Genomic DNA, 23047 nt, shown 5'->3' with positions numbered 1-23047 from the left:
CGGAATTGCACTCGGTACGCACATTCACCTTCCCGCCGCTACCCGGAGGACACCGTCAGCCTCAACGACTACGGCTCCACTGGCGACGCACGAGACGGCCGTCCGCCCATTCGAAAGCCATTCCCACTGAGCCATGAGCGGCGAACCCCACCACTGACCGCCCGGAGCGCAGCACTCCCCGACCACCCTCTGAAACGGAAACCCCATGCCCGACCCGCACCACGAAACCCCCACCACCCACGCCAGTTCATTGCCAACAACCCCTGCCTCAACGCCAGCAAGTTGTCCCGGGAGCGATGCTCCCGGAGTCCCCGCCCCGCAGGGGGCGGGGAATGCCCGGCACCAGGGGGCGCCGGGCGGGCAGGCTGCGGCCGAGGGCGGACCGCAGCAGGGAGGGGAGCGGGCTGCCGAGAAGCCCGCGCGCAAGCGTCAGCGTCCCCGTCAGCCCCAGCACCTCAAGCGTCTGCACCAGCCCAGCTGCCGTATGAACGACGCTGAGCTCGCCCGCTTCTCTGCCGCCGCCGAGGCGTGCGAGATGAGCAACGCCGCGTTCCTCGCTTACGCCGTCGACAAGGCCGCCCGCGACCTCACCCGCACAGCCGCCGAGATCGCGGCCGAGCGGGAAGTCATCGACGAACTCTTCGCCGCCCGCCGGCACCTGGGCCGCATCCACGGCCTGTTCAACCAGGCGGTCAAGGCCCTCAACTCCGGCGCCGACGTACCCCACCTCGATGCTGCCGCCCGGATCGTCGCCGGTGCGGCTTCCCGTATGGAGGATGCCGCCGACGCCCTGCTCGCCCACCGCAACGACGCCGCGGCGGGTGGTGCCGGATCGTGATCCCCAGCATTCACGAGCGGGGCAGCGACGCTGCCGGCCTGATCGGCTACCTGTATGGCCCCGGCACGAAGGAGGAGCACACCGACCCGCATCTGGTCGCCGCTTTCGACCCGCTCACCCCAGACCCCGGCCGTGACCGGGGCGCCACCTATCAGCAGCTGCAGCGCCTGCTCGACCAGCCCGTCAACGCTCTCCCGAAGGGCCGGCGCCCGGCGAAGCACGTGTGGCACATCTCGGTGCGGGCGAGTCCCGAGGACCCGGTCCTGTCCGATGAGGACTGGGCTGCCATTGCCCGCCGTACCGTCGCCGCTACCGGTATCGCGCCCGACGGCGACGAGCGAGCGTGCCGGTGGGCGGCCGTGCGTCACGCGGATGACCACATCCACATCATCGCCACCCTGGTCCGTGACGACGGTCGCCGTCCCCGCCTGCACAATGAAGCCCGCCGCGCCCAGGCCGAGGCCCGCCGCATCGAGGCCGACTACGGCCTGCGCCGGGTCACCCCGGGCGATGGGACCGCCGCCAAGCGCCCCACCCGCGCCGCACGCCACAAGGCCGAACGCCTCGGCCAGGAAGCGGCCTCGCAGGAACTGCTGCGCGAGCACGTCCGCCGTGCCCTGGCCGGGGTCGCCGACGAGGCAGAGTTCTTCGACCGGCTCGCCGCCGAAGGCGTACGCATCGACAAGCGCATCGCCCCCTCCGGCGACGTGCTCGGCTACAAGGTCGCCATCGTCGGCGACCGCAACAAGGACAACGAACCTGTCTGGTATGCGGGTTCGACCCTCGCTCCCGACTTGTCCCTGCCCCGTATCCGCAAGCGGTTCACCGCCGCCATGGACACGGACGCACCGCTCACGGCCCTGGACCGCGGCGGCGCCTCGGCACCGGCCCGCGCCCGTTACGCCGCCGCCCAGGCCGCCGACTCCGCCCGCGTCACCCTCACCTTTGGCGACGAGGGCATCGCGGCCGCCCATCTGGTCGGCATCGGCGAGGTCCTCGATGCGCTCGCCCAGACCACCGCCGGGCCCAGCCGCGCCGAACTGCGCGAAGCCGCCTGGCACTTCGAGCGAGCCACCCGATCCCACATCCGCGCGCGTGACGAGGAGATGTACGCGCTGCGCCGCGCGGCCCGCCAGATCGTCCATTCCGGCACCACTGCCGGCCGTAGTCCAGATGGCGCGGCCACCGCGTTGATCCTCGACGTCGTAGTCCTGGCCGTCATCGCCGCTGCCCGCTGGCACGCCGCCCGCGGGCACGCTCAGCAGGCCCAGGCCGCTCAGCAGGCCGCCGACCACCTGCGCACTGCCTACCAGGCCGCCGCAGCCGAACCGCTGGCCGTACTGCGCGTCTACGGCGAACGCCTGCCCGCCCTCACCCGGCGGCGTCATGCCGCCGCAGTCCGGGCCGCTGTCCCCCACCTCGTCGACCGCCTCCAGGCCGAACCCGGCTGGAACTCCTTGGTGATGGTGCTCGACCAGGCCGAGCGGGCGGGGTACGACACCGCTGCTCTGCTCGCCAAGGCCGCGGCACAACGCGAACTGGGCAGCGCCGACTCGGCCAGCGACGTCCTCGTCTGGCGACTGCACCACCTCGGCTACATCACCCCACCACCCCGCAGCCCGGACCAGCAGTCAAAACCCACCCCGACCGCCCCGCCGGCCCACACACCAGCCAGCCCTGCCACCCAGCCTCACCGCACCCGCTGATCCCCACCGCTACGAGACAAGGAGCCCCTTTTGAAGATCCACCCCGCCGCAGACGTCTTCCCGATGCTCGACCCGGACGAGTTGCGTGATCTCGCCGAGTCCATCAAGGCCGAGGGCCAGTACCTCCCGATCATCCTCGACGCCGACGGCACCCTTCTCGACGGCCGCAATCGCCTTGCCGCCTGCGAAATCGCCGGCGTCGAACCCCGCTTCACCACCTACACGGGCGGCGACATCGCGCACGTGATCCTCGGCGGCAACCTGCGCCGTCGGCACATCACCAAGGGCCAGAAGGCAATGATCACAGCGATGGCCTGTTCACTTTCGGGACACTCCGTGCGCCGGCAAGCCAAGCTCCACGGCCTCAGCCGCAGCCGCCTGTCCGCCGCCAACGTCGTCCTCGAGCACGCTCCCCACCTTGCCGAAAAGGTCCGCATTGGCGAGATGGGCCTCGACGCCGCACACAGCCTCGCCCTCGAAAACAAGGCCCGCTCGGCCACTCTCCAGGAGCGGCACGGCCGCCTGCGTGAGCACGCACCCGACCTCGCCGAACAGGTCACCGAAGGTGCCCTCACCCTCGACGAAGCCATCGCCACCCTCGACCAGCGCCAAGAAGAGGAACGACTCCAACATCCTGTGCGCGAGGCCGACGCCCTCCGCCTCGCCGACGGCGACACCGCCCCGCCCCTCGCCCAGCTCGCCGAGCAAGGAGGCATCACCTGGCACCAGGCGCACCAGCGCGCCGAGGAATTCCTCACCCAGCGGCAAGACGCCATCCACCAAGCACGGCAGGCCCTCCAGCTCATCGCCGAGAGCTGGCCCATCATCCGAGACCTCGCCGCGCGAGGCGACACCCCCTACACGCGGGACATCCTCGACGGCCTCACCCCCGAAGCCCGCACCCTCGCCCAGGACCTGACCACCCTGGTGTAGAGGGAGCGGACAGGACCAGGCAGCCATGTCCCTTTTCGGGACACGCTGTGCGTCCCGAAAAGGAACACGCCTCGACGACGGCCGTCACGAACTGCCCTTGTGGGCGGGTGACTCAGCTTGCCTGATCGGCCTTGCCGACGGCCCTCCCCAGAGGGGCGTCCACCAGGGCTGGGCCGCTGGCGACGACCACGACCACCGTCCCGATGCGGATGGCCGTCTACTTGACGACGCTGCTGCGACCGCCGGCGGTGATGGTGAGCTACGGGTTCTTCCACTCGTTGCCAAGGCGCGGGCAGGCACGGGCAACTCCGCTGTCAGTGGCAGCTGCCAGGCTTAGCATCACTCGCGCCCCAGGTCGTCGTCAGGAGGACAGTATGAGCACCGCCGATCTTGGTCCGCTGGTCATCGCGCGCCGCAGCGGCAGCGAGCCGATACGGGCCAAGGGCGAAACCATGGGCAGGCTCAGTGAGTTCTGGAGCTGGGCCTGCTCCGACCTGGCCAACAACACCATGCGCGGCGTCCTGGCCGAATACCGCGTGGCCATGGCCCTGGGCGCCGCCACCGGAACGCGTACGGAATGGGACACCGTCGACATCCGTACGCCCGAACAGTGGCGTGTGGAAGTGAAGTCGGCTGCGTACCTGCAGTCGTGGGCGCAGTCCCAGCTGTCGGAGATCTCGTTCTCCATCGCGTCGGCTTCCGGCTGGGACGCACAGACCGGCACCTCCTCGGCCGACGTGCTGCGCCGGTCCGACGTGTACGTGTTCTGCCTGCTGCACCACCAGGACAAGCAGACCCTCGATCCCCTGGACCTCGACCAGTGGACCTTCTATGTCCTGCCCACCCGCGTCCTGGACGAGCGCTGCCCGAGCCAGAAGACGATCAGGCTGTCCAGCCTCCAGTCCCTCGCCCCTGTGGAGACCGACTTCCCCGGCCTGCACAAGGCGGTCGCCAGGTGCGCCGAAGGCACGCGATAGTCCCAGGGGGATGACCTTGTTCACGAGACCGTTTCCATGATCAAAGCTATTCGCCCGAAGTCGGGCGCCAGGGCGGTTGCAGTGAACTGTTCACTGCGTTTTGCTTCTGGCATGGCCCAGTCTCTTCGTCCTCAGGCCCTGGAACGCCAGCGACTGTTCAGAGACATGAGCGTGGAAGAGCTAGCCGAGTCTGTAGGAGTCACTCCGCGGGCCGTACGCCATTGGGAGGCGGGAACACGGGCTGTGGGTGACCGGGCTTTCGGCCGGTTGCTGAAGGTGCTGCGATGCGGTGCGCAGGAATTGACAGGGCGTGATCCGGGAACCGAGACCCTGGCCGACTTGCGTCGCGATGCGGGTATGAGCACGGAAGAAGCCGCCTCAGTTCTACGACGCAAGCGGGGCGCACAGAGCCTGTACTTCAGCGCGGAGAAGCTCCGTGATCTGGAACACGGCAGACGTGTGCGCGGCTGGACGTGGGCATCACCTGAGACCCTCGGTCAGGTTGCGCGCATACTCGCCCAGATTTATCGGGTCCCCGACCGAGTGGTGATGGATGCCTGGCGCCGTAGCCGTCCCGAGGACCCACTTCCGGTGCTTCCTGCCCGTCGTGCGCGCCAGCCGTCTGGGGATTCGATGGCCGCCTGGAGTTCCCTCAACGACCGGCAACGCACCTATCTGACGTGCATCTTCCACCAGGACCAGGAGGTTGAGGAAGAACAACGAAACGCCCGTCTGGCGGGAGCGGAGCAACGACCGGCAGCCGAATGGCGGCGCATGACGTTAGCGCTCTCCGCCTCGTCTGCTGCAGTCGGCTACACCCGCATTCAGGAGCGGCTGCGCGGGGCTGGGGTGCACGACCCAGGAGCGGGGTCTTCGGTGGCCGCTTTGGAGCGGCGCGGCCTGATCGCCCTGTACCGGGACCGGGTGTACGTCGACGGGCTAGGGGATATGCCTCGCACCCGGGTGGAGATGACCCGGCGCGGCCGGGCGGTGGCCCGTGCGGCCCTCGGCGTTCCCCGTGAAGCAGGGCCGCCTGCGCCGCTGCTGTCGCTGTGGCTGTGGAAGATCGTGGTTCGTGTCGCGCGCGCTGGGGAGCAGGGGGTGGACGGCAGTCTCGCCGGGCGAGGGCCGCACTACTTGGCGGTGGGGCAAAGCCCCGACGGGCGGACCCCGAGCCGGGGCTTCATCGTGTTGCGGCACCCCGACGGGGTGACCCATGGGCCGTACCGGTGGTTCCTCACCGACTCCGGGCGGCGCCACCTCACCGACCACCTCGACGCCTACCGGGCCCTGTATCCCCGCGTCAACACCGAGGGAATCGACGACAGCTCTGCCTGAACCCTCGTACCCGTACCCGTTTCCAGGGCCCATTGTCAGTGGCCTGCCGTAGGGTCCGGCCTCGTGAAGCAAGCTGACGACACAACGGACATTCAGCAGACTCACGCGCTGCTGGAAATCGTCAAGGCGTTCGCCGTGTGCGAGCACGCGATGGCCGGCGAGGCACTGGATGGACCGAGGCGACTCGACCGCCTCATGGAGGCCCACGGCATCCTGATGGCGGCATGCGGCCCAGGGCACCTGATCCTGTTCGACGATCTGATGGGCAGGCTCACCGGCGACCAGGCCGGATCACTGGAAGGGCTGCTGCCCGACTGGATCGACAGCGAGGCTCTCGCCGGGGTACGGCTCATGGACAGCGAGGGCGTAGCCACCGAGGACGGGTTCGACTTCAGGCACGAAGCCCAGCGCGTCATGCGGGCCGCGCAGAAGGTCGGCAAGTTCAGCGGGCAGGTGACGAAGCCGAAGCTGGATGACGAGTACAGCCAGGAGGCCGTCTTCAGCGCAATCAAGGGCCCCTTTTACGAGAGGCACCGCACCACGCTGGTGGAGAACCCGACGGTGCCGACGGGCAGTCTCGCGGAGCTCAAGCTGCCGTCGCGGGCTAACGACTTTTACAAGCCGATCCCCCAGTACGCGCAGTACAACGGCTGGTGGTGGCCCTGCCCTGCCTGCAAGTGGCCGATGAAGGTTACGGCCGCCCGCACGGGCGCACGCACCCGGGGCACGGTGCGGTGCTTGTATCCCTGGCACGAGGAGACAGGCGCGTCGTACGAGTTCGTCGTGACCGCTCGGAAGAAGTCAGCCCCCGACCTGAGTCCGACGTTCGAATGCCGGGTTCCGTCCGGCCGATTCGCGCGGCTGTGGACCGGGGCCGTGCCGCACGTACCGCAGGCCAAGCCCGCCGCGGAGTACATGGCGCTTGTACGGCCGGTGTGGCGCTACACCGTCATCCCCGGCCTGCCCGAACTGGCCCTGCACCGGGCCACGATGGCGGCCTTGGAGGGAACTGCCTGGACATCGCACCTGTGGCCCAACGGGGACCAGTGCGACCTGTGGGTCACCCGCGAGGACAGTGAACAGCCGTTGTTTTCCGCCGACTTCAAGGACTACACCTGGACGAACCACCTGGTCAACAAGCTCCACATGGATGGCGGTGATAAGGGCGGCGCGGACTATCTGGTGGTGCCTGATCACCGCCACGACCAGGTAACTCAGCTCGATGCGGTATGCCGCATGCACAACATGAAGGCGGCGATGACCGCGACGGCCTACCTGGAGTTGGTCATCGCGCAGATCAAGGGGGGCCGGGCATGAGCGGGGAGATGACAGGGCAGGAAGCCGGCCTGGCGGGAGCGCTCGCGCTGGCCGCGCACTACTTTCCCCGTAAGGACGATGAGGGCCGCATCCTGGCCGGCTTCGAGGAGGCCACGTTCTTCGCCCACCGCAAGCCCCACGCGTGGTCGCAGTGGGCGAGCTTGCCCGTGGCCGAGCGGAGCCTGATTCGCCAGGTGATGACCTTGATGGCCCCGGAGTGGACGGACGCGAGGAAGCTCAGGGCCGCGGTCCTCGCGCTTCTCGGCACCCTGGCCCCCGATCCCGACCTCGCGGACAGATCGGGGGGCTCGCTGCGGCTGCCGGCCGGGGACCCGCACCTGGCGGACGCGGTGATCCCCCGGATGGGAGGGGACTTTCTCGGCTACGCGCAGCGCGTCACGGGGCAGTTCTTCACCTTCGGTAAGCGCCCCAAGGCGCAGGCGTTCGCGGGGCCGGGCACGCTCAAGACAAGGACCGCCTACTTGGGCCAGGAGCATGGCACAACCAGCAGGGAGATCCATATCCAGGCAACTCCCGGCTTCCTTGAAGCGCCCGGCCACGAGGCGCTGCCTCAGGTGCACACCCGCCCGCAGCGCGACCGGGTCGCGCCGACCGTGGAGCAGCTCCTGGACGTCGCCAAGACCCTCAGCGGGCAGGACAAGAGCGTCGCCTACCTGCACAGCGTGCTTAAGCGCTTCTTCAAGGCAATGAAGACCACCGATGGCGAGTTGACCGAACTCGACCTGACGTCTGGAGACTTGCAGGTCCTCAACGCTCCCACGGGTAGTGGTAAGACGGTGCTCGTACGCGTCATGGCGTCTTGGGCGGCGCTCAACGACCGGCGGATCGCCCTCGCCGTCACCGACGTCCGCGCCACCTTGGACATGGCCTGGGACATCAACAATGACCTGGCCTATCTGCACCGGATCAATCGCCTCGCCGCACCCGCGCACTGCACCCCGCTGATGTCCCCGTCGAGCATGCACCGGCGGGCCATGGACTACGCCGCCCTTGGCGCCTCCACCCAGATCGACGAGTGGGACCGGCGCGCCAGGACCGACATCGGACTCCTGTCGACCGGGTGCGCGCAGCGGGCGCTGATGGACCCGCCCACCCTGTATCCGTACGGGGAGGAGAACTGCACTTCGCTGACCTCCGCGGCCACCGGATCCACCCGGCTCACCTGCTCCTTCGCCCCGGTGTGCGGCAAGTTCCAGCAGTTCTACCGCGCCACCGACGCGGCTGTGATCGTTACCAACCACGCCAACCTGCTGGAAGGCCGCACGCGTATCGGCGTCGTCCTGGACGGGCAGGAGTTCCGCGGCAAGGCGCGCGGCACCAGGGGGATGAGCGTTCTGGAGATGACGCTCCGATCCTGCGACGCGTTGATCATCGATGAGATCGACGCCTTCCAGACGTCCGCCATCGGCAGCTGCACCTCGGAACTCACCCTGGCCTCCCGGAAGCGGACGACCGCGCTGCGGGAGATCGACTCCGATGCCAAGAACCTCCCCGTGGCCCACGAGATGGCCCTCGCGGCGCCGGTCAGCCACGCCCGACTCATGGCCGAGATGCTGCTGCTGTGGCTGTGCTCCGGCAGCGGGCTGAAGATGAACCCAGGCAACGAGGCGGACAGCCCCGACGGCGCCAGCCGCGACAACACTGGCTGGCGCCTGGCCCGCTCAAGGGACCGCGAGATCCTGCAGCTCCTGTTCCCTGAACAGACGGCGGCCGAGGATGTTGCACCCGAGCTGTTCACCTTCCTCGACGAGATCATGCCCGCCCGCTGGTATGGCACCGAACCGGATGAGGACATCGAGCTACCCGATGGCGCCGACTGGGACGCCGTCCAAGCTGCCCTGACGATCCTCACGGCGCAGCGCGGCCAGGACCACCTGACTGACACTCGTGACGCGATGCGCACACTCCTGCGCGAGCTCGTGCCGGATGCTCATCAGCAGGCCGCCGTAGTGAACCTGCTGGTCACCCGCACTGTGCTCCGGGAACTCGACGGCGCCCTGGACGAGTTGCGCATGCAGGCACAGACCCTGCGCTATCTCGACCTGGGATCGGTCCGCAAGATCCTCGAAACGATGCGCAGCAGAACGGTCACCACGCTCTATCCCCTGGCCATGCTGGGCCGCTCCATCCACGGCTACCAGGTCAAGGGCATGGACAAGAAGGAACAGGAAGCGGAGCTTTTGTCACGCTCCTTCGGCGGTGACCCTCATACGTTCGTAAGCGAACTCGGCGGCCTCACCGCTCTGTTGGCGGCCGGCGTGCAGCGTCCAGTCATGGGGCTGTCTGCCACCGCCTACCTGCCGCAAGCCGTACAGGAACACATCCACGCCCCGGTCCGCTGGTGGCTTCCCGACACCCGTCCGGAATCCATCGTTACGCTCGCCACGCCGGTGCGGGGCGCCAACGGGGACGCTATGAGGATCGGGGGACTCCCGCCGGAGCTGAAGCCCAACGCACTGCGCGATCTTGGCCGCGGTCTGTACGAACAGCAACTCGCCAAGCGCCTGGCCCGCTTGAAGAAGCAGGAACCGGAGCGGGCCCGTGTCATCCTCGCAGTCAACTCCTACGAGCAGGCCGCCTACCTTGCCTCCGGTGTGGCGCAGGCTGACGGACTGAACCACCAGATCTGCCTGCTCGTGAAGAAGCCGGAGAAGCAGAACTACGAGGAGCACCTGCCCGCCCACGTGGACCGGATGGTGCGCGAAGAGCTCAAGGAGTTCCCTGACCGCGGGGAGATCCTTATCGCTCCTCTCGCCGTTATCGGACGGGGCCTGAACATTGTCGTCGGTACCCGCTCGGCGGTCCGCGACATCTACCTGTGCGTCCGGCCTGTCCTGAGCATCGAGGACACCGACTGGCTGCACGCAAGCGTCAACGCTGCCGGCTTCAACACCCTTCCCGTCGGTGGCAGCGACGAGCCCCTGACCGTCCTGCGCACAGCGAGCGAAGCCTCCTGGAAGCAACTCACCAAGATTCTTCGCTCCCCGGCACGGTTCTCCAACATGGATCACGACCTGCGCAAGGAACTCGTCGCAGGCATGCTCGTCCTGCTTATCCAGCTCGCCGGCCGGGCCCGACGGGGCGAGACCGACATGACCCTCCACATCGTGGACCACTCCATCCACGACAAGAAGTTCAGCTCCGACCTGGCCTCGATCATCGAGCAGATCTACCGCGACTGGACTCCGGAGCAGCGCGAAATCATGAACGAGCTCTACGGTCAAGCGCTTCAGGCATTCCTGACCTACGCGGGGCTCGACCGCGAGACGCTTTGAACTGCCCATAACTGCCTCTGCCTTGCTGTGGCGGAGACAGACCCCCACCCCTCCTCTCCCAAGAGGAGAGACCGAGAGACGAGGTACCCCCGCTCATGGGGCGAAGCAGCACGCAGCGGGATCTCACCGCGCACACCACATCGATCCGGTGCACCACGGAACTCCTGGACGGCATGACTGCTCTGGTCTGGGACTTCGGTGACTACCACTCGCCGATCCGCAGGGCCTGGCGGGAGTTGGGCAGCACGGCCGCACAGAACAAGAAGTGGATCAAAGGTGTCCAGGACGCTGACCCGTTCCTGGTCCCCTACTCCATCGCTGTCACCGTGCTTCAGCAGATCACCGACGGCTACGTCTACCTGGACAAGTACCTGGCCTTCATGGTGACGCTCAACCCCGTGGAGCCGGAGACCCTCAAAACGGTCTTCACCTACCTGGAAGGCATCGTCCGCCGAGTCCCCCTGGATGAGATCCCCTTCATGGACCAGCCGACCCTGGCCCGGCTGGTCGCCGATGTCGCCCCCCAGGAACGCAGCCTCGCGGAGAACATCCTGCAGTCGGAGGACGGCAAGCCCGCCAGCCCAGACGGCTGGGCCTACGAAGCGGTGAAGTGGCACGTCGCCAAGAAGTTGGCTGCGAAGCCCTTCCTCGACCGGGCAGTCGAGCCCGTCCGTGAGCCGTACGAGGCCGCGAACGGGAAGACTCAACTCAGGACCGTGGACTGGAAGCCCTCCGACAATGTGGCTGCTGTGCAGTACCGGCCGATCAGCAACGGTGACCTGATTGCCTGGGAACAGCCCATCGGCCCGATCTTCGCGAACCTCGCCCACCCGGTCGACCTCGGCGAAGCCGACAAGGCCCGTCCCGAGAACCCCACTCGAGGCCAGGTCCAGTACGCCATGTCCCGCCTGTCGGTGAAGATGGCCACCTACACGGCCGAGCCGAACCCCGTACTGAATCTGAACGCCCACATCCGGCGCGTCAACAACACGGTGATCCACGCCAGCACGGTCCTCGTGGACCAGGGCGCAGACAGGCCCCTCCTGTCCGTGTCCCTGGACGGGCGCGGCCTGCGGCAGACGAACAAGCACGCGCTGGAAATCCTCGCGAAGATGGACGCCGACCGGTCCTCGCTCAACGCCATCGAGGAACGCGTCACCGATGAACGCAACCGTCTGAACCTCAAGGACGAGAACGGCAAAAGGATCGACATCCTGACGCCGCCACCGGGCTCGATCAGGCCGACCATGCCCAAGACAGACTCCTTCGCTGTCGGCACCGGCCCCGGCATCTACCACCTCTCGCTGCTCAGGGAACACGTCGAGCGATCCTTCGGAGACACGGCCTCCCTGCTCGACCTCAAGTCCAAGGGCAATGTCTTCGGCAAACGTGCCCATGAGCCCACCACCGCTGCCGAGGAGAAGGAGAAGCGGCAGAAGAAGAAGGATGGCGAGTACGTCGACCTCGTCGGCAAGCCCTCCCCGGAGGGTATCCGCCGATCCATCAAGGAGGCCGGATACGACAAGCTCCGCATCCTCTGCCTGTGGTATCAGGATGCAACCCTCACGCGGATGATCCACGGGCTTGCTCACACGTACGGCCTCGATCCCCACGACATCGATCCCGGCCCCGACGGCGAGGACACGTACCCGCTTGCGGACGGCATCGAAGCCGTGTTCTGCAACGCCGAAGCTCTTCTGGAACACGGCCCTGGCACTCAGCGAGCTGCTGACGCCCAGAAGATCACCGGCAAGTTCGCAGGCCCTGACGTTCTCCTTGCCGCCTGGTGCGAAACGGAAATCCCGGTACGGGGTGAGGAACACGAGGGCATGAAGTCCGCCGAGGTGAAGGCCGCCCTCGCGGAGAACGACGCCAAGCACCAAGTCGTACGCGAATTCGCCAAGACCGTGGTGCCGTCTCAATTCCTCGTGGGCCGCGAATACGACCCGTTCACCAAGACCTTCAGCACAGTCAAGAAGCCCGCGAAAGCCTTCGAAGACCACCGCGTCCACATGGGCCTGCTGGACCTCTACCGCTCCTGCGGCGTGGTGGACGACCGCTTTGAGCGTGCCCTCTACCTAGACGACGATCCCTACCCGCTGCCGCGCATCGCGTTCTGCGGCATCCACATCCGCAAGCAGGCCACGGACTACAAATTCAAAGGTCAGCCCAAGAGGATCATCTGCGCCAGCGCAATCATCCCCTCCGCCGACCCCAACGGCCCCTGGCGCATGATCGGCTGGAGCAACATCCACCCGCAGTGGGAGCACTACACCCTCGCGCAGAGCAACTTCCACGCCGCCAACTACCCTCTCCACACTCAAGACGGGGAGGGGGAAATCCAGCGCTGGGCGCTGGCCGGCGACGACGTCCGCACTGCCCTCCAAGAGCTCCACGACGAACTCGACGGCCTGCCCTACGCCCTGATGATCGACGGCCACGCCAGCCGCCGAGTATGGCCGGGCCTCCATAACAACAAGCAGGGCCTCGGAGAAGACCCGGACGACCCCCGCCTCTGGCTCCCTGCCAGCGGCCTGCCCCAGTCCTGGAACCCGATCAGCATCATCCGCATGAACTGCGCGCAGGCAGAGATGCCCCGGCTGGTTGCCGTCACCGAGAAGCAGAAGAACGGCAAAACGATCACGGTGAAGACCTCCAGCGACCTGTACTACCCAGAGGACCGGCCCGAAGGCCACCCCTGGTTCCTGTTCACCGAGCCCCGCAACTACGGCAAGAAGCGCCACGGACAGTGGAAGACCCGCTGGCGCGCCGACCCCGGAAAGGCATCGAAGAACGCCGACGAACGCAAGGAGAACGAACTCAACTCCCCGTGGTACAGCATGACCACACGGGAGATCACCCCCATGCACACGCGGGAGGGCTACGACCGGGAGACGCTCGCAGTCGCCGCGGCACGGCTCAGCCACCAGGCGCTCTCCTGGTCAGACCGCACGCGATACCCCGCCCCACTCCATGCCGCGCTCCAGATGGACCTTGGCCACCCTCAGTACCGACGCTCCGCACCGAAGGACCCCGAGAGCGTCGAGATCCTGCGAGAAGCCATCGGCGGCGACGTGTAGACCGCCGACCTCAGCATCCGGTGTGGCCGCGTCTCGAGGCACGGCCACACCGGTGCCGAGGAACGTCATGGAGGACGCCTTCTGCCGCTACGCGCCGAGTGTGGCGCGGATCTGCTCCGACCACACGCCGTAGGCCCGCTCGACGTGCAGGGCTGCGATGTACCAGTTCAGGTCCATTGTGGCCGCGTCTTGGCGATGCCGGCCGAGGACGTGGGTGGTGTCCACGCCGCTATGGGCTTTGCCGAGTGCGAAGGACACCTCGATCCACGGGATGTTCAGGCCACCGTGCTCGCGTACGGCCTCGCCCAGTGCCTGGAGCGAGTAGCGCAGCGACCGCTCATCGGGGACGGCCGTGTCGAGCTCAGGCACCGTGGGGTCGATGGTCGTGCGCCCCCATTGGTTGACGCGGCCGGCGATCTGCCGCTGCGACACCCGCCGCGGGGGAACAGAGAACAGGTCCCCGTCGGGTCCCTCGGCCGGCGGTGCGGAAACCAACACAGGGGCATCGGGGGCGGGACGTGAGGAGCCCTGCCTGTTCGAGCAGGCGGGCCATGGGGACGCAGGTGTCATCGACGTGATGGAACGGGCACATCTCGAGAGTCATGAGCACGGGAGCCTATGGCGCCTTTGACCCCATAGGTGAAAGATTTCAGCCAACCACGCTCCGCCATCGCTGCCGGTCGCACATGGCACGCCAGCAACCGGCAGCGATGCTCCCTGGGGCGTAGTTCGACCGGATCACGGCCCTGCTGCCAGCGCGGATCGGTAGGGTCCAACCGCATGACCGACGAGACCCGGCCCCTGCGCCGCAAGCCCCCAAGGCCCAAACCCCTGGCCGAGGAAGTACGGCACATTCTGGCCAGTGTCGGGCTGCCCGGATCGGATACCGACGAGAGGGCTCATGCCCACGGCATCGTCATCAACGACGCCGAAGGCGACGCCGTATACGTGGAGTGGTTCACCTCCCGCACCCTGCGCGAGAGCGCAGCAACCGAACAGCGCGAGGCGATCCCCGAGGGCCCGGCCGTCCTCCTCCACCGCGATGGCCGCCGCTGTCTCCACCACACGATCGCCGCGATCCTGCGCGCCCACGGCGGCATGAAGACCGACGTCATCAGGGATCAAGGCGTACTGGTCAGGCGCACGCCCGACGTCACGGTGCCCGAGCCAGACCCAGCCGATCAGCCACGCACGGTGGGCGAGGTGCTGAGCGACGCCCTGTCGCCGATGCGGGGCTTCCTCATCTCGGACGATGACGAGAACAACGGCCCGTAGCCCCGCACCCCATCGCCTGCCGACCGGTCCCGCCTCATCGCCCCGTGGCCTTGGCCACCGCCCGCTCCACATGGGCATCGACCAGTGCCGGTGTACCGGAGATCACCACAACTACCGCCCCGATGCGAACGGCCGTTTGTTTGACGATGCTGGTGCGCCCACTGACGGTGAAGGTCAGCAGATGGCTCCACCGCTCGTCGCCCAGCTGCGGGGCGGGCACCCTCTGCGGTGCGACCACGATCGGGGTGCCGCCTGCTAGCACGTCGTACGTCGAGCAGGCGGTCATCGCTTCGAAGATCCGGTCCACGCCGTCGGAGAGCTTGGTCGCGGTGTCGCTGTAGAGCTCCTCGGACACCTCCGAGCCTGTGCCACCCGCGTAGGTGAAGGACATCTTCGCCCTGTGGGGGAAGGCGAGGCTGCCACCGGCCGCCCCGTCGCCACCGAGCTTGGCTAGCGCGGGGCATCCGGTCACCGTGACGTCGTTGTGCCGGGCGGGCTGCTCCGGCTTGCGGATGTAGCCCCCGCCCAGATCACTCTCGCCCAGGAGCCGCTGTCTCAACACAGCTGAGGGCAACGGCTCTTGAGTCGGGGCATTGCTGCCCGTCTGGCGTGCGGCAGCAGGGGAAGAAGACGCTGGGCCAGGAGCGGGAGCACTACCGGCGGAGCAGCCCGCCAGGGCCAGGAGAGTCAGGGCGCTCAGGCCGAGGACGGTCATGGTGCGAAGTCGCATGTGAAACCCCAGAGTTGGTGCGGATCAGACGGTCTGACTGGGCTGGCTCTCCAGGCACCGGCGATACGCAGAGGAGAAAGGGGGTGGGGTTTCACGGGAGTCAGTGGCCGAGGTGGCGCAGCCCGTCCTCGAGATTCGGGTGGTAGCTGTCTACCGGCCCGGAGTTGCGGTTGTACCAGGCTGAATCCAGACGCGGCTCCTGGACGTGGTGGCCGGCCTGGCAGCGCAGCCAAACCGCACCGTCGCGCATGTTGAAGATGATCCAGTCCCGGTACGTACCGCACTCGGGGCACTGGCGGACCTCGCCGTCGATCACGAGCGGCGGCAGCCAGCGCATCATGAGCCCGGAGACATCCAGGCGCGACGGCGCCCTGAAGTCGGGCGGCAGGAAGTCGGGCACTACCGCGGCGTCTGTCGGCGTGGCCGGGGCCGGCGCAGAGACCGGGACGGGAGGCTCGGGCCACTCGGTGTGCATGGCGAGCATCGCCTGGCCGGCACGCTGGGCCTCACGCCACTCACGGTCGGCACGGGCACGTCGTTTGAACATGAAGACTCCATCTCAGTCATCTGACAGATACGGGAAAGGGCAGCACAGGGACATCGGCGCCGAGCAGCGCAACAGCCGTTCTACAGAGGCGTGTTGTCAGCTGCGGCGGATGATGCTGAGTCGGTCCTCTACGCCGCCAGGCAGCGTGCGGCGCGGTACGGGGACCGGTGAGGCCAGCGAGGAGGCGAACACAGCGACCAGATCGTGCGGGGCGCTGGCGCTGAAGCTCGCGCACCACAGATGCAGATCATCGAGGCCAGGCTCTGCCCATGCCTGCCAGCCCAGGCGGTCGGTACGTGGGTCGGCGTCCCGGATGAGGGGTGGCAGCAGCTCCAGGGAGATGGTGGCGGAGAAGTCGGGGGCGAAGGCGGTGGTGTGAGGTTGGTCCGCATCGCGGAACCAGCCCTGGACGCCCAGCCCTTCGAGCACGACCTCCGGCCCGTCGAATCCCGTGTCCGGCGCGATACGGGCGTCGAGCGCCATGAGGAGGTCCGTGAGTGCCTCGTGCGGCACTCCGGCGGTGAAGTAGGCATTCCACTGCGTCATCACCGAGTCGGTGTGGGACCGGGCACTCACCTGCCAGGCCACGGGCAGGCCGCCCAGCTCGAATGGGTAAGCCGCGAGAATCCATTCAGCGCCGCACAGCCCGTCCGGGCTGACGTACAGCAGGGTGTCACGCGCGGTCGGCCACACTCGCCAGTCCAGACCGGCCAGGGTGTCACCGACCCGCTCGGCGAGAGCACCGTCGTCGCCGGCCAGATGACGCGGGACGACCCAGTACACCGGGTCCGGGGTATCGGAGTGGGAGGGATTGCTGGGGTTGCGCGGGTACAGGGGCGCCTCCACGGCTCGGGGGTATGTCGTCGTCCAGAGCGTCGTACGTTGGCATGCCGTTCGGCGGGTGCACCAGTCGTTCCGCGATCTTTGCTGTCTGCCCCCGGCGAACTGGTGGAATTCTGGGCAGATATGCCCAGTAAGTGGCCGCGCACGTCACGCTCCGCCTGCCGGGCGGGTGGCCGGGCTGCCGGGGATCTCACGGGCTGCCAGAGGCGGAGATGTTGTTCACGACGTCGCCCAGGACGTCGAGGATTCCCTGGCCGAATTCGGTCGGTGCGATCAGTACGCCGAATATCAGCACGATGAAGACGGTCAGCCACTGGTCGGATCTGCTGCGGGCCTGGACGCGGCGGCGTATGCGGAAGTAGATGATCACGGCCAGCACGACCGCCAGGTTGAGTGTCAGGATCACTGGCCCAACTCCCCCTTCTGGTCAGGACAGTGCCGTCGGGCGGCGTGGCGGTGGGATGCGGTCGAGGAGCTCCCACAGCGGCCGTGATCCGGCGGCCCACTCGCCCAGTACGCGCCGGTCGACGAGGTGGATGCGGTGCTCCCGGCCCCAGGGGATGGCCTTGGAGGAGAAGCGCCCGTTGGTGAGGACGACCGCAACGTCCGCTCCGTGGACTTGTCGGGCGGTGCCGTTGACCTGCTGCAGCACGCCGACGCCGACAGCGGAGCCGCGATCCCCGTCTCGGCGGTGCTTGCACTGGATGGCCCAGATGCGGCCCGCCGGGTCGGTGGCCCGTACGTCGCAGGCGTCGTCGCCGGCGCCTCCGATCTGCTCGGCCGTGCAGCCGTCCCGGCGCATCAAGTCCCGTACGGCGAACTCGAATGCACGGTGATCCAGAGCGTCGATCTCGGCGATGCGCATCCGCAGGGCCTGGGCGCGGACGCGTGCCCACTCCGCCCGCTGCCGTACCTGCTGGAGCCAGAAGCCGCCCGTGACTGAGGCGATCACGGCCGCAAGGGCGAGGAGCCACCAATGAGCAAGCAGCCACTGCACGGCGGCGACCACCAGGGCGACCGCTACGACAGCGCCGACCAGCAGCGCGATCTGCTCGTCCTGCTTCTTGGAACGGCGGGCCGGACGGCGACGGACGGGCCTCCGACGCACCGGGCGACGGCGGCTCACCGCGCCCACCCCGACGGATCCGGGCCGGCGGAAGGGAGGCAACCCGGCGGCGAGGCTACGGCGTCACCATCGAACCCTCCCCACCCGGCTCCTGGTATGTGCACCGGCATCTGCATCGCCATGGAAGAACGCCCCCTCGCTCCAAGGTCGTTGGACTGTCCCTGCAGGTCGTATGAGAGCACGCGTCACTGACAGAACGTCACCGAATGGTCACCGAAGGCCATAGGGTTTCGGTCAGCAGGACCCTCACCCTGGAGGGCCCTTGGTCGAGCGACCTGCATGTTTGCCTGTGCGGCCGGTCAGCTTTCAGCCGTTTCCACACCCTGGGGATAGTGCCGCCGCTTACGGCCGGGCAGCAGCCCTTGCCTGCGGGCGTGCGTGCTCCGCAGTCGAGTTGCGAGGGTGGGTGGGCTTGAGGAACCACTTGCGGGCCGAGGCGAGCCACCAGGTGCTGCAGAAGGCGATGACGACGCCGACCGCAATGGGCGCATAGTTGAAGGTCTTCGCGGTGACCGGCGAGCTCTGCGGCAGCATGAACAGCACCGTGATTACCGCGACCCACGCGACGGCGATCGTGCCGACGATGGTGGACCAGGAGCCGAGGTTCCAGGGGCCGCGCTCGAACCGGCTCCCCAGGCGTAGCCGCAGGAACGTGGGGATGACGTAGGCGATGTAGAGGCCGATGGTCGCGATCGAGGTGACGGCCGCGTACGCGGTGATGTTCCACAAGTACGGCAGCCCGAGGACGAAGGCGCCGCCCACTGCGAGCCAGACGGCGTTGGCGGGTGTGCGGGTGGCGGGGTTGAGCTTGTGCCACACGCGGGAGAAGGGCAGCGCGCCGTCGCGGGAGAAGGCATAGATCATGCGGGAGTTGGCGGTCACGGACGCCATGCCGCAGAAGAGCTGGGCGACGATGATGACCACGAGCAGCCACTTGCCGGCCGCCACGCCGAGGGCGTCCATGAGGATCTGCGCCGGGGGCACCCCGGTGCTCGATTCGAGGGCGCCGTCGTAGGACTGGATGGCGTAGGTGAAGCCGAAGAGGAGGACGAACCCGGCTGCGAGGGAGACGAGGATCGACCGGACGATGCCCTTGGGGCCGGCGGTGGCCGCGTCGATGGTTTCCTCGGTCATGTGGGCGGAGGCGTCGTAGCCGGTGAAGGTGTACTGCGCCATCAACAGGCCCAGCAGCACCACGTAGATGCTGGACGAGAAGCCGGTGTTGTTGACGAACTCGCCGAACACGAAGCCGGTCGACTGGTGGTGGTCGGGAGCAAGGACCAGGGCGCCGCAGATGACGAAGACGCCGAGGATGTGCCACCAGATCGACACCTCATTGAGGAGGGCGACGATCCGCACGCCGAAGGTGTTCAGCACACCGTGCAGGGCCAGGATGATCCCGAACAGGATGATGGTGTGGCCCGGGGTGGCGGTGTAGCCGAACTGCAAGTCCAGTAAGGCGTTGAGGAAGGTGGCGGCGCCGAAGTCGATGCCCGCGGTCACCGCGATCTGCCCCAGGGTGTTGAACCAGCCGGTGAACCATGCCCATGCTGCCGCCGACCGCTGCGGGGCCATGCGGTGGGCCCAGAAGTACAGGCCGGCGCTGGTGGGATACGAGGAGCAGACCTCGGCCATGGACAGGCCGACGAACAGCGTCATGACGCCGACCAGCAGCCAGCCCCACATGATGACCGCAGGCCCGCCGGTGTTCATGCCGAAGCCGTAGAGGGTCATGCAGCCGGACAGGATGGAGATGATCGTGAAGCTGACGCCGAAGTTCGCGCGGCCGGACATCGATCGAGAGAGCGTCTGCTGGTAGCCGAGCTGCTTGAGGCGTTCCTCGTCGGAGACGCGGGAGACATCGAGAGGCACAGGGATTCCGTCCTTCGCAGGTGAGAGGGATGTTCAAGTGGTCAGTGGCGTCGGCGGCGCGGAGGGCTGTAGGCCCAGCCGCGATGTCGCAGAAACAGTTCGCTGGCCTGGCCGCAGTAGGACCACGGGACTTGCGTGGCGTACGGACCGATGGAGTCGAAGACCTCCAGCGCCTCGTGGTGCCGGTTCGCGAACGCCAGCGCGTGGGCGAGGTAGTTGGCGTCATCGGCCAAGCAGGCGTGCGGGCGCGGGGAGCGGTAGCGCCACCACCGCTCCAGCACCAGGTCGATCTGCGGACACTCGACCCAGGGGTGGATCGTCAGCCCGTACGTTCGTTGGTCCTGCTCCTGGCGGACACGGTGTGCTTCCGCCAGCATGACCAGCGGCAGAACCGCGATCGGCAGGCCCTGGGGCGCGATGGATGCCTGCTCCTCGGCCCACCACGCGGCCTCCCCTGGCTCACCGTGGTTACGGGGCAGCAGGTAGGTGAGGATCTCGTGGTGCGCTTCGCGGTTCCACGGGTCGCGCTGCTGGATCTCCTCCCACACACGGCCGAGCGTGTCCCGGTCGGGGGCATGGGTGCGCAGCAGCGCCAGCATGACGACGAGCGGAGCCACGTCCTGTGGCCACAGATCCAACGAGCTGTGGCAGGTGGCCCAGGCTTCCTCCATAAGCGTCCGGCCGCTCTCACGACCGGCGATCATCGCGCGCAGGGCCTGCACGTTCGCGAGCAGAGCCAGAGCGTGTGGCGAGCGCGGTTCGGCCTTCGCCCAGGTGTCGGCGAACCGGAGACGTGCGCCGGCTTCAGCGAGTATCTGGAGGCGGAAGATCCTCCGGTCCCAGTCCGGTCCCGTCTCGACCAGCAGATCCCGAGCGCTCTCCCACCGGCCCATCGCCGCGTCCTCCACCACTGGCCGTAGCGCCGTGTCGTCGCGAGCCGGGTGCTGGTCGAGCGGCGGGCTGCGGTCGTGGCCGTGGCCGTGTCGCGCCATCAACGAGCCTGCCAGGACATCCGCGGGTCGTCGTAAGCGAACCCGAGCGACGCATACAGCGGCTCACCCTCCGGGCTGGAGGCAAGGCTGATGCGCTTGCAGCCGCTTACGGTCATCCAGTCCATGAGCGCGGTCACCACGGCCCGCGCGTAGCCGCGCCTGCGGCACTCCGGATCGGTGGCGACGGTGCTGATGTCGCCGTTGAACGGCTTGCCGCTACCGGGGCCCGGAAGCCTGGGCAGGAGAAGCCCCATCGCACAGGCCGCCAGGCGGCCCGGCTCGGCATCGACCACGAACGCGGCGGCCGTTTCCTGGTCGCGGAGCATGGCCTCGATGGCCTCCTGGCACTCCTTGACCCATGGCCCGTCGGGTGCTGCCCTCGGCCTGGTCCACGGCACAGCCGGGCAGGTCAGCGAAAGCTGGCGCAGGCGGGCCAGCTCCCCGGCATCGGCGGCTACCGCCCGTCGCACGAGCACGCTCACAACAGATCCTCCCGATCACAGTCACGTTCTTGATTGCGGCGGTGCCCGAGAGGTCCGTATCCTTCTGGGCAACGCGTAGACGGAGACGAGTAGCCACGGATCACGCGAGTCGAGAGAGCCGCCGGTAGCTGAGAAGGCGGTCTCGCATCCCGAGGCGAAGACCCTCCCGAGCGCGGGGAGGAACGACCACGCCGTGGTCCAATGCCCCGCCGGCCGGCCCCCGTCACCGGGCTCGAATGAGGCCGCCAGCTCTTGGCGGCGAAAGTGCGGTGGTACCGCGAGTTCCCTTCTCGCCCGCACTCCCAAGGGATCATGACGACGTCCTTCGGAGGACCGAAATGATCCACAGCCGCGTACACGTCTCCGACCTGCGAGAACACGTTGGCCGTACCGTCACCGTCTGCGGGTGGGTAAACACCCTCCGCCTGCAGCGCAAAATGCAGTTCGTCATCGTGCGGGACAGCACCGGCATGGTGCAGGTGACCCACAAGCGCGACGACGGCCCCCTGGAAGCCCAGCTCGAAGCCCTCACTACCGAGTCCGCCGTCCGCATCACCGGCCGCATCGTCGACGCCGCCCAGGTGAAACTCGGCGGCCTGGAGCTCGTCCCGGAGCAGGTCGAGGTCCTGAACCTGGCCGCCACTCCGCTGCCCATCGACGAGCACACCGGCCTGGAGCAACGCCTCGACTGGCGCTTCCTGGACGTTCGCCGCCGTCCCGCCACTCAACTGATGTTCGCCGTGCAGACCACCCTGGAGCAGGGCATGCGCGAGTACGCCTACGCGCAGGGCGCCACGGAGATGCACACCCCCAAGCTCATGGGCACCGCGTCGGAGTCCGGCGCGGAGGTGTTCAAGCTGGGCTACTTCGACCGCAGCGCCTACCTGGCGCAGTCGCCGCAGTTCTACAAGCAGATGGCGATCGCGGCCGGCATCGACAAGGTCTTCGAGATCGGCCCGGTCTTCCGTGCCGAGCCGTCGTTCACTTCCCGGCACGCCACCGAGTTCACGGGCGTCGACGTAGAGCTGGCCTGGATCGACGGCGTCGAGGACGTGATGGCGTTCGAGGAGCAGATGCTCGCGCACGCCATCGCCAAGGTCGCCGACGCGCACGGTGAGGCGATCGCCGAGCACTTCGGCGTCGAAGTCGCCGTACCCACGACGCCCTTCCCCCGCATCACCATGGCCGAGGTGCACGAGATCCTGCGCAAGGGCGGCTGGGACCCGGAGGGCGTCAAGGAGGACCTGGACCCGGAGGGTGAGCGGAGCATCTCGGCTCACATCAAAGAGGCCACCGGGCACGAGTTCGTGTTCATCACGCACTACCCGGTCGGCATCCGGCCCTTCTACCACATGCGGCCGGCCGACGACCCGAGCGTGACCTTGAGCTTTGACCTGCTGTGGAAGGGGCTGGAGGTCACCACCGGCGCGCAGCGTGAGCACCGTTACGACGTGCTGCTGAAGCAGGCCGCCGAGAAGGGCATGAGCACCGAGCCGCTGCAGGACTACCTGAACGCCTTCCGGTTCGGGTGCCCGCCGCATGGCGGGCTCGGCATGGGCCTTGGCCGGGTGCTGATGGTGATGCTCGGCCTGGACTCGATCCGCGAGGCCACGTTCCTCTTCCGCGGGCCGAACCGGCTCACCCCGTAACCGGCCGCGGGCTGCGTCCCACGACACGGGCCAGTGCCTCGTGTCG

19 protein-coding genes are annotated in these 23047 nt (G+C 67.8%); 10 read left to right on the top strand and 9 right to left on the bottom strand.

The genetic code is table 11. The annotated features are described in order from the left end of the window. Positions 1-484: 484 nt before the first annotated feature. From H9Y04_RS17430 to H9Y04_RS17395, 8 genes are all read left to right on the top strand, one after another. Entirely contained in the window at positions 485-838 is a 354-nt protein-coding gene (locus H9Y04_RS17430) for a plasmid mobilization relaxosome protein MobC (RefSeq protein ID WP_187814788.1), read from the top strand. After that, a complete protein-coding gene (locus H9Y04_RS17425) occupies positions 835-2544 on the top strand; it encodes a relaxase/mobilization nuclease domain-containing protein (protein WP_187814787.1) in 1710 nt (569 codons plus the stop codon). Before H9Y04_RS17430 ends, H9Y04_RS17425 begins: the two co-directional genes overlap by 4 nt. A gap of 30 nt (positions 2545-2574) precedes the next feature. After that, complete coding sequence (locus tag H9Y04_RS17420; protein ID WP_187814786.1) at positions 2575-3477, top strand: ParB N-terminal domain-containing protein; 903 nt, start codon at positions 2575-2577, stop codon at positions 3475-3477. A gap of 374 nt (positions 3478-3851) precedes the next feature. Beyond that, entirely contained in the window at positions 3852-4454 is a 603-nt protein-coding gene (locus tag H9Y04_RS17415; RefSeq protein ID WP_187814785.1) for a hypothetical protein, read from the top strand. A 111-nt stretch (positions 4455-4565) separates the two neighbouring features. Continuing rightward, the gene (locus tag H9Y04_RS17410) at positions 4566-5792 is read left to right on the top strand and encodes a helix-turn-helix domain-containing protein (protein ID WP_187815103.1); all 1227 of its coding nucleotides are present in this window, start codon (positions 4566-4568) and stop codon (positions 5790-5792) included. Between the two features lie 63 nt (positions 5793-5855). Continuing rightward, on the top strand, positions 5856-7109 hold the full coding sequence (locus H9Y04_RS17405; protein ID WP_308801012.1) for a restriction endonuclease-related protein: 1254 nt from the start codon (positions 5856-5858) through the stop codon (positions 7107-7109). Then, entirely contained in the window at positions 7106-10405 is a 3300-nt protein-coding gene (locus H9Y04_RS17400; RefSeq protein WP_187814784.1) for a hypothetical protein, read from the top strand. Before H9Y04_RS17405 ends, H9Y04_RS17400 begins: the two co-directional genes overlap by 4 nt. 95 nt (positions 10406-10500) lie before the next feature. Then, positions 10501-13485 carry an RNaseH domain-containing protein gene (locus tag H9Y04_RS17395; protein WP_187814783.1) on the top strand — a complete coding sequence of 995 codons (2985 nt, stop codon included), beginning with the start codon at positions 10501-10503 and terminating at the stop codon, positions 13483-13485. 87 nt (positions 13486-13572) lie between these two features. Here H9Y04_RS17395 and H9Y04_RS17390 read toward each other — a convergent pair whose 3' ends face one another. Continuing rightward, complete coding sequence (locus H9Y04_RS17390) at positions 13573-13983, bottom strand: hypothetical protein (RefSeq protein ID WP_187814782.1); 411 nt, start codon at positions 13981-13983, stop codon at positions 13573-13575. 282 nt (positions 13984-14265) lie between these two features. On the opposite strand from H9Y04_RS17390, the gene H9Y04_RS17385 reads away from it, so the two are divergent. Next, entirely contained in the window at positions 14266-14760 is a 495-nt protein-coding gene (locus H9Y04_RS17385) for a hypothetical protein (RefSeq protein ID WP_187814781.1), read from the top strand. A 34-nt stretch (positions 14761-14794) separates the two neighbouring features. Here H9Y04_RS17385 and H9Y04_RS17380 read toward each other — a convergent pair whose 3' ends face one another. The 8 genes from H9Y04_RS17380 to H9Y04_RS17345 form a co-directional block, all read right to left on the bottom strand. Beyond that, positions 14795-15319, bottom strand: a complete 525-nt coding sequence (locus H9Y04_RS17380) for a hypothetical protein (RefSeq protein ID WP_306660144.1) — start codon at positions 15317-15319, stop codon at positions 14795-14797. Positions 15320-15590: 271 nt separating this feature from the next. Beyond that, positions 15591-16037: a hypothetical protein gene (locus tag H9Y04_RS17375; RefSeq protein WP_187814779.1), complete on the bottom strand. Its 447-nt coding sequence runs from the start codon at positions 16035-16037 to the stop codon at positions 15591-15593. Between the two features lie 96 nt (positions 16038-16133). Continuing rightward, positions 16134-16883: an SPDY domain-containing protein gene (locus H9Y04_RS17370; protein ID WP_187814778.1), complete on the bottom strand. Its 750-nt coding sequence runs from the start codon at positions 16881-16883 to the stop codon at positions 16134-16136. A 187-nt stretch (positions 16884-17070) separates the two neighbouring features. Further along, a complete protein-coding gene (locus H9Y04_RS17365) occupies positions 17071-17286 on the bottom strand; it encodes a hypothetical protein (protein WP_187814777.1) in 216 nt (71 codons plus the stop codon). Between the two features lie 21 nt (positions 17287-17307). Beyond that, positions 17308-18006 carry a restriction endonuclease gene (locus tag H9Y04_RS17360; RefSeq protein WP_308801010.1) on the bottom strand — a complete coding sequence of 233 codons (699 nt, stop codon included), beginning with the start codon at positions 18004-18006 and terminating at the stop codon, positions 17308-17310. A gap of 342 nt (positions 18007-18348) precedes the next feature. Further along, a complete protein-coding gene (locus H9Y04_RS17355; protein WP_308801009.1) occupies positions 18349-19878 on the bottom strand; it encodes an amino acid permease in 1530 nt (509 codons plus the stop codon). A 41-nt stretch (positions 19879-19919) separates the two neighbouring features. After that, positions 19920-20870, bottom strand: a complete 951-nt coding sequence (locus tag H9Y04_RS17350; RefSeq protein ID WP_236070929.1) for a hypothetical protein — start codon at positions 20868-20870, stop codon at positions 19920-19922. Continuing rightward, positions 20870-21352 (bottom strand): GNAT family N-acetyltransferase, encoded by a 483-nt coding sequence (locus H9Y04_RS17345; RefSeq protein WP_308801008.1) that lies wholly within the window; start codon positions 21350-21352, stop codon positions 20870-20872. The genes H9Y04_RS17350 and H9Y04_RS17345 overlap by 1 nt, the downstream gene beginning before the upstream one ends. 338 nt (positions 21353-21690) lie before the next feature. Here H9Y04_RS17345 and aspS point away from each other — a divergent pair, with 338 nt between their 5' ends. Continuing rightward, positions 21691-23001 (top strand): aspartate--tRNA(Asn) ligase, encoded by a 1311-nt coding sequence (aspS, locus tag H9Y04_RS17340; protein WP_187814776.1) that lies wholly within the window; start codon positions 21691-21693, stop codon positions 22999-23001. Positions 23002-23047: the final 46 nt, after the last annotated feature.

The organism is Streptomyces polyasparticus, assembly GCF_014493765.1.
Lineage (GTDB): Bacteria > Actinomycetota > Actinomycetes > Streptomycetales > Streptomycetaceae > Streptomyces > Streptomyces polyasparticus.
This window is presented reverse-complemented; position numbering and strand designations above follow the sequence as displayed.

Coding starts and splice junctions, on each gene's coding strand:
- H9Y04_RS17430 (WP_187814788.1), top strand. CDS start 485: ATGAACGACGCTGAGCTCGCCCGCTTCTCTGCCGCCGCCGAGGCGTGC.
- H9Y04_RS17415 (WP_187814785.1), top strand. CDS start 3,852: ATGAGCACCGCCGATCTTGGTCCGCTGGTCATCGCGCGCCGCAGCGGC.
- H9Y04_RS17410 (WP_187815103.1), top strand. CDS start 4,566: ATGGCCCAGTCTCTTCGTCCTCAGGCCCTGGAACGCCAGCGACTGTTC.
- H9Y04_RS17400 (WP_187814784.1), top strand. CDS start 7,106: ATGAGCGGGGAGATGACAGGGCAGGAAGCCGGCCTGGCGGGAGCGCTC.
- H9Y04_RS17395 (WP_187814783.1), top strand. CDS start 10,501: ATGGGGCGAAGCAGCACGCAGCGGGATCTCACCGCGCACACCACATCG.
- H9Y04_RS17385 (WP_187814781.1), top strand. CDS start 14,266: ATGACCGACGAGACCCGGCCCCTGCGCCGCAAGCCCCCAAGGCCCAAA.
- H9Y04_RS17375 (WP_187814779.1), bottom strand. CDS start 16,037: ATGTTCAAACGACGTGCCCGTGCCGACCGTGAGTGGCGTGAGGCCCAG.
- H9Y04_RS17350 (WP_236070929.1), bottom strand. CDS start 20,870: ATGGCGCGACACGGCCACGGCCACGACCGCAGCCCGCCGCTCGACCAG.
- aspS (WP_187814776.1), top strand. CDS start 21,691: ATGATCCACAGCCGCGTACACGTCTCCGACCTGCGAGAACACGTTGGC.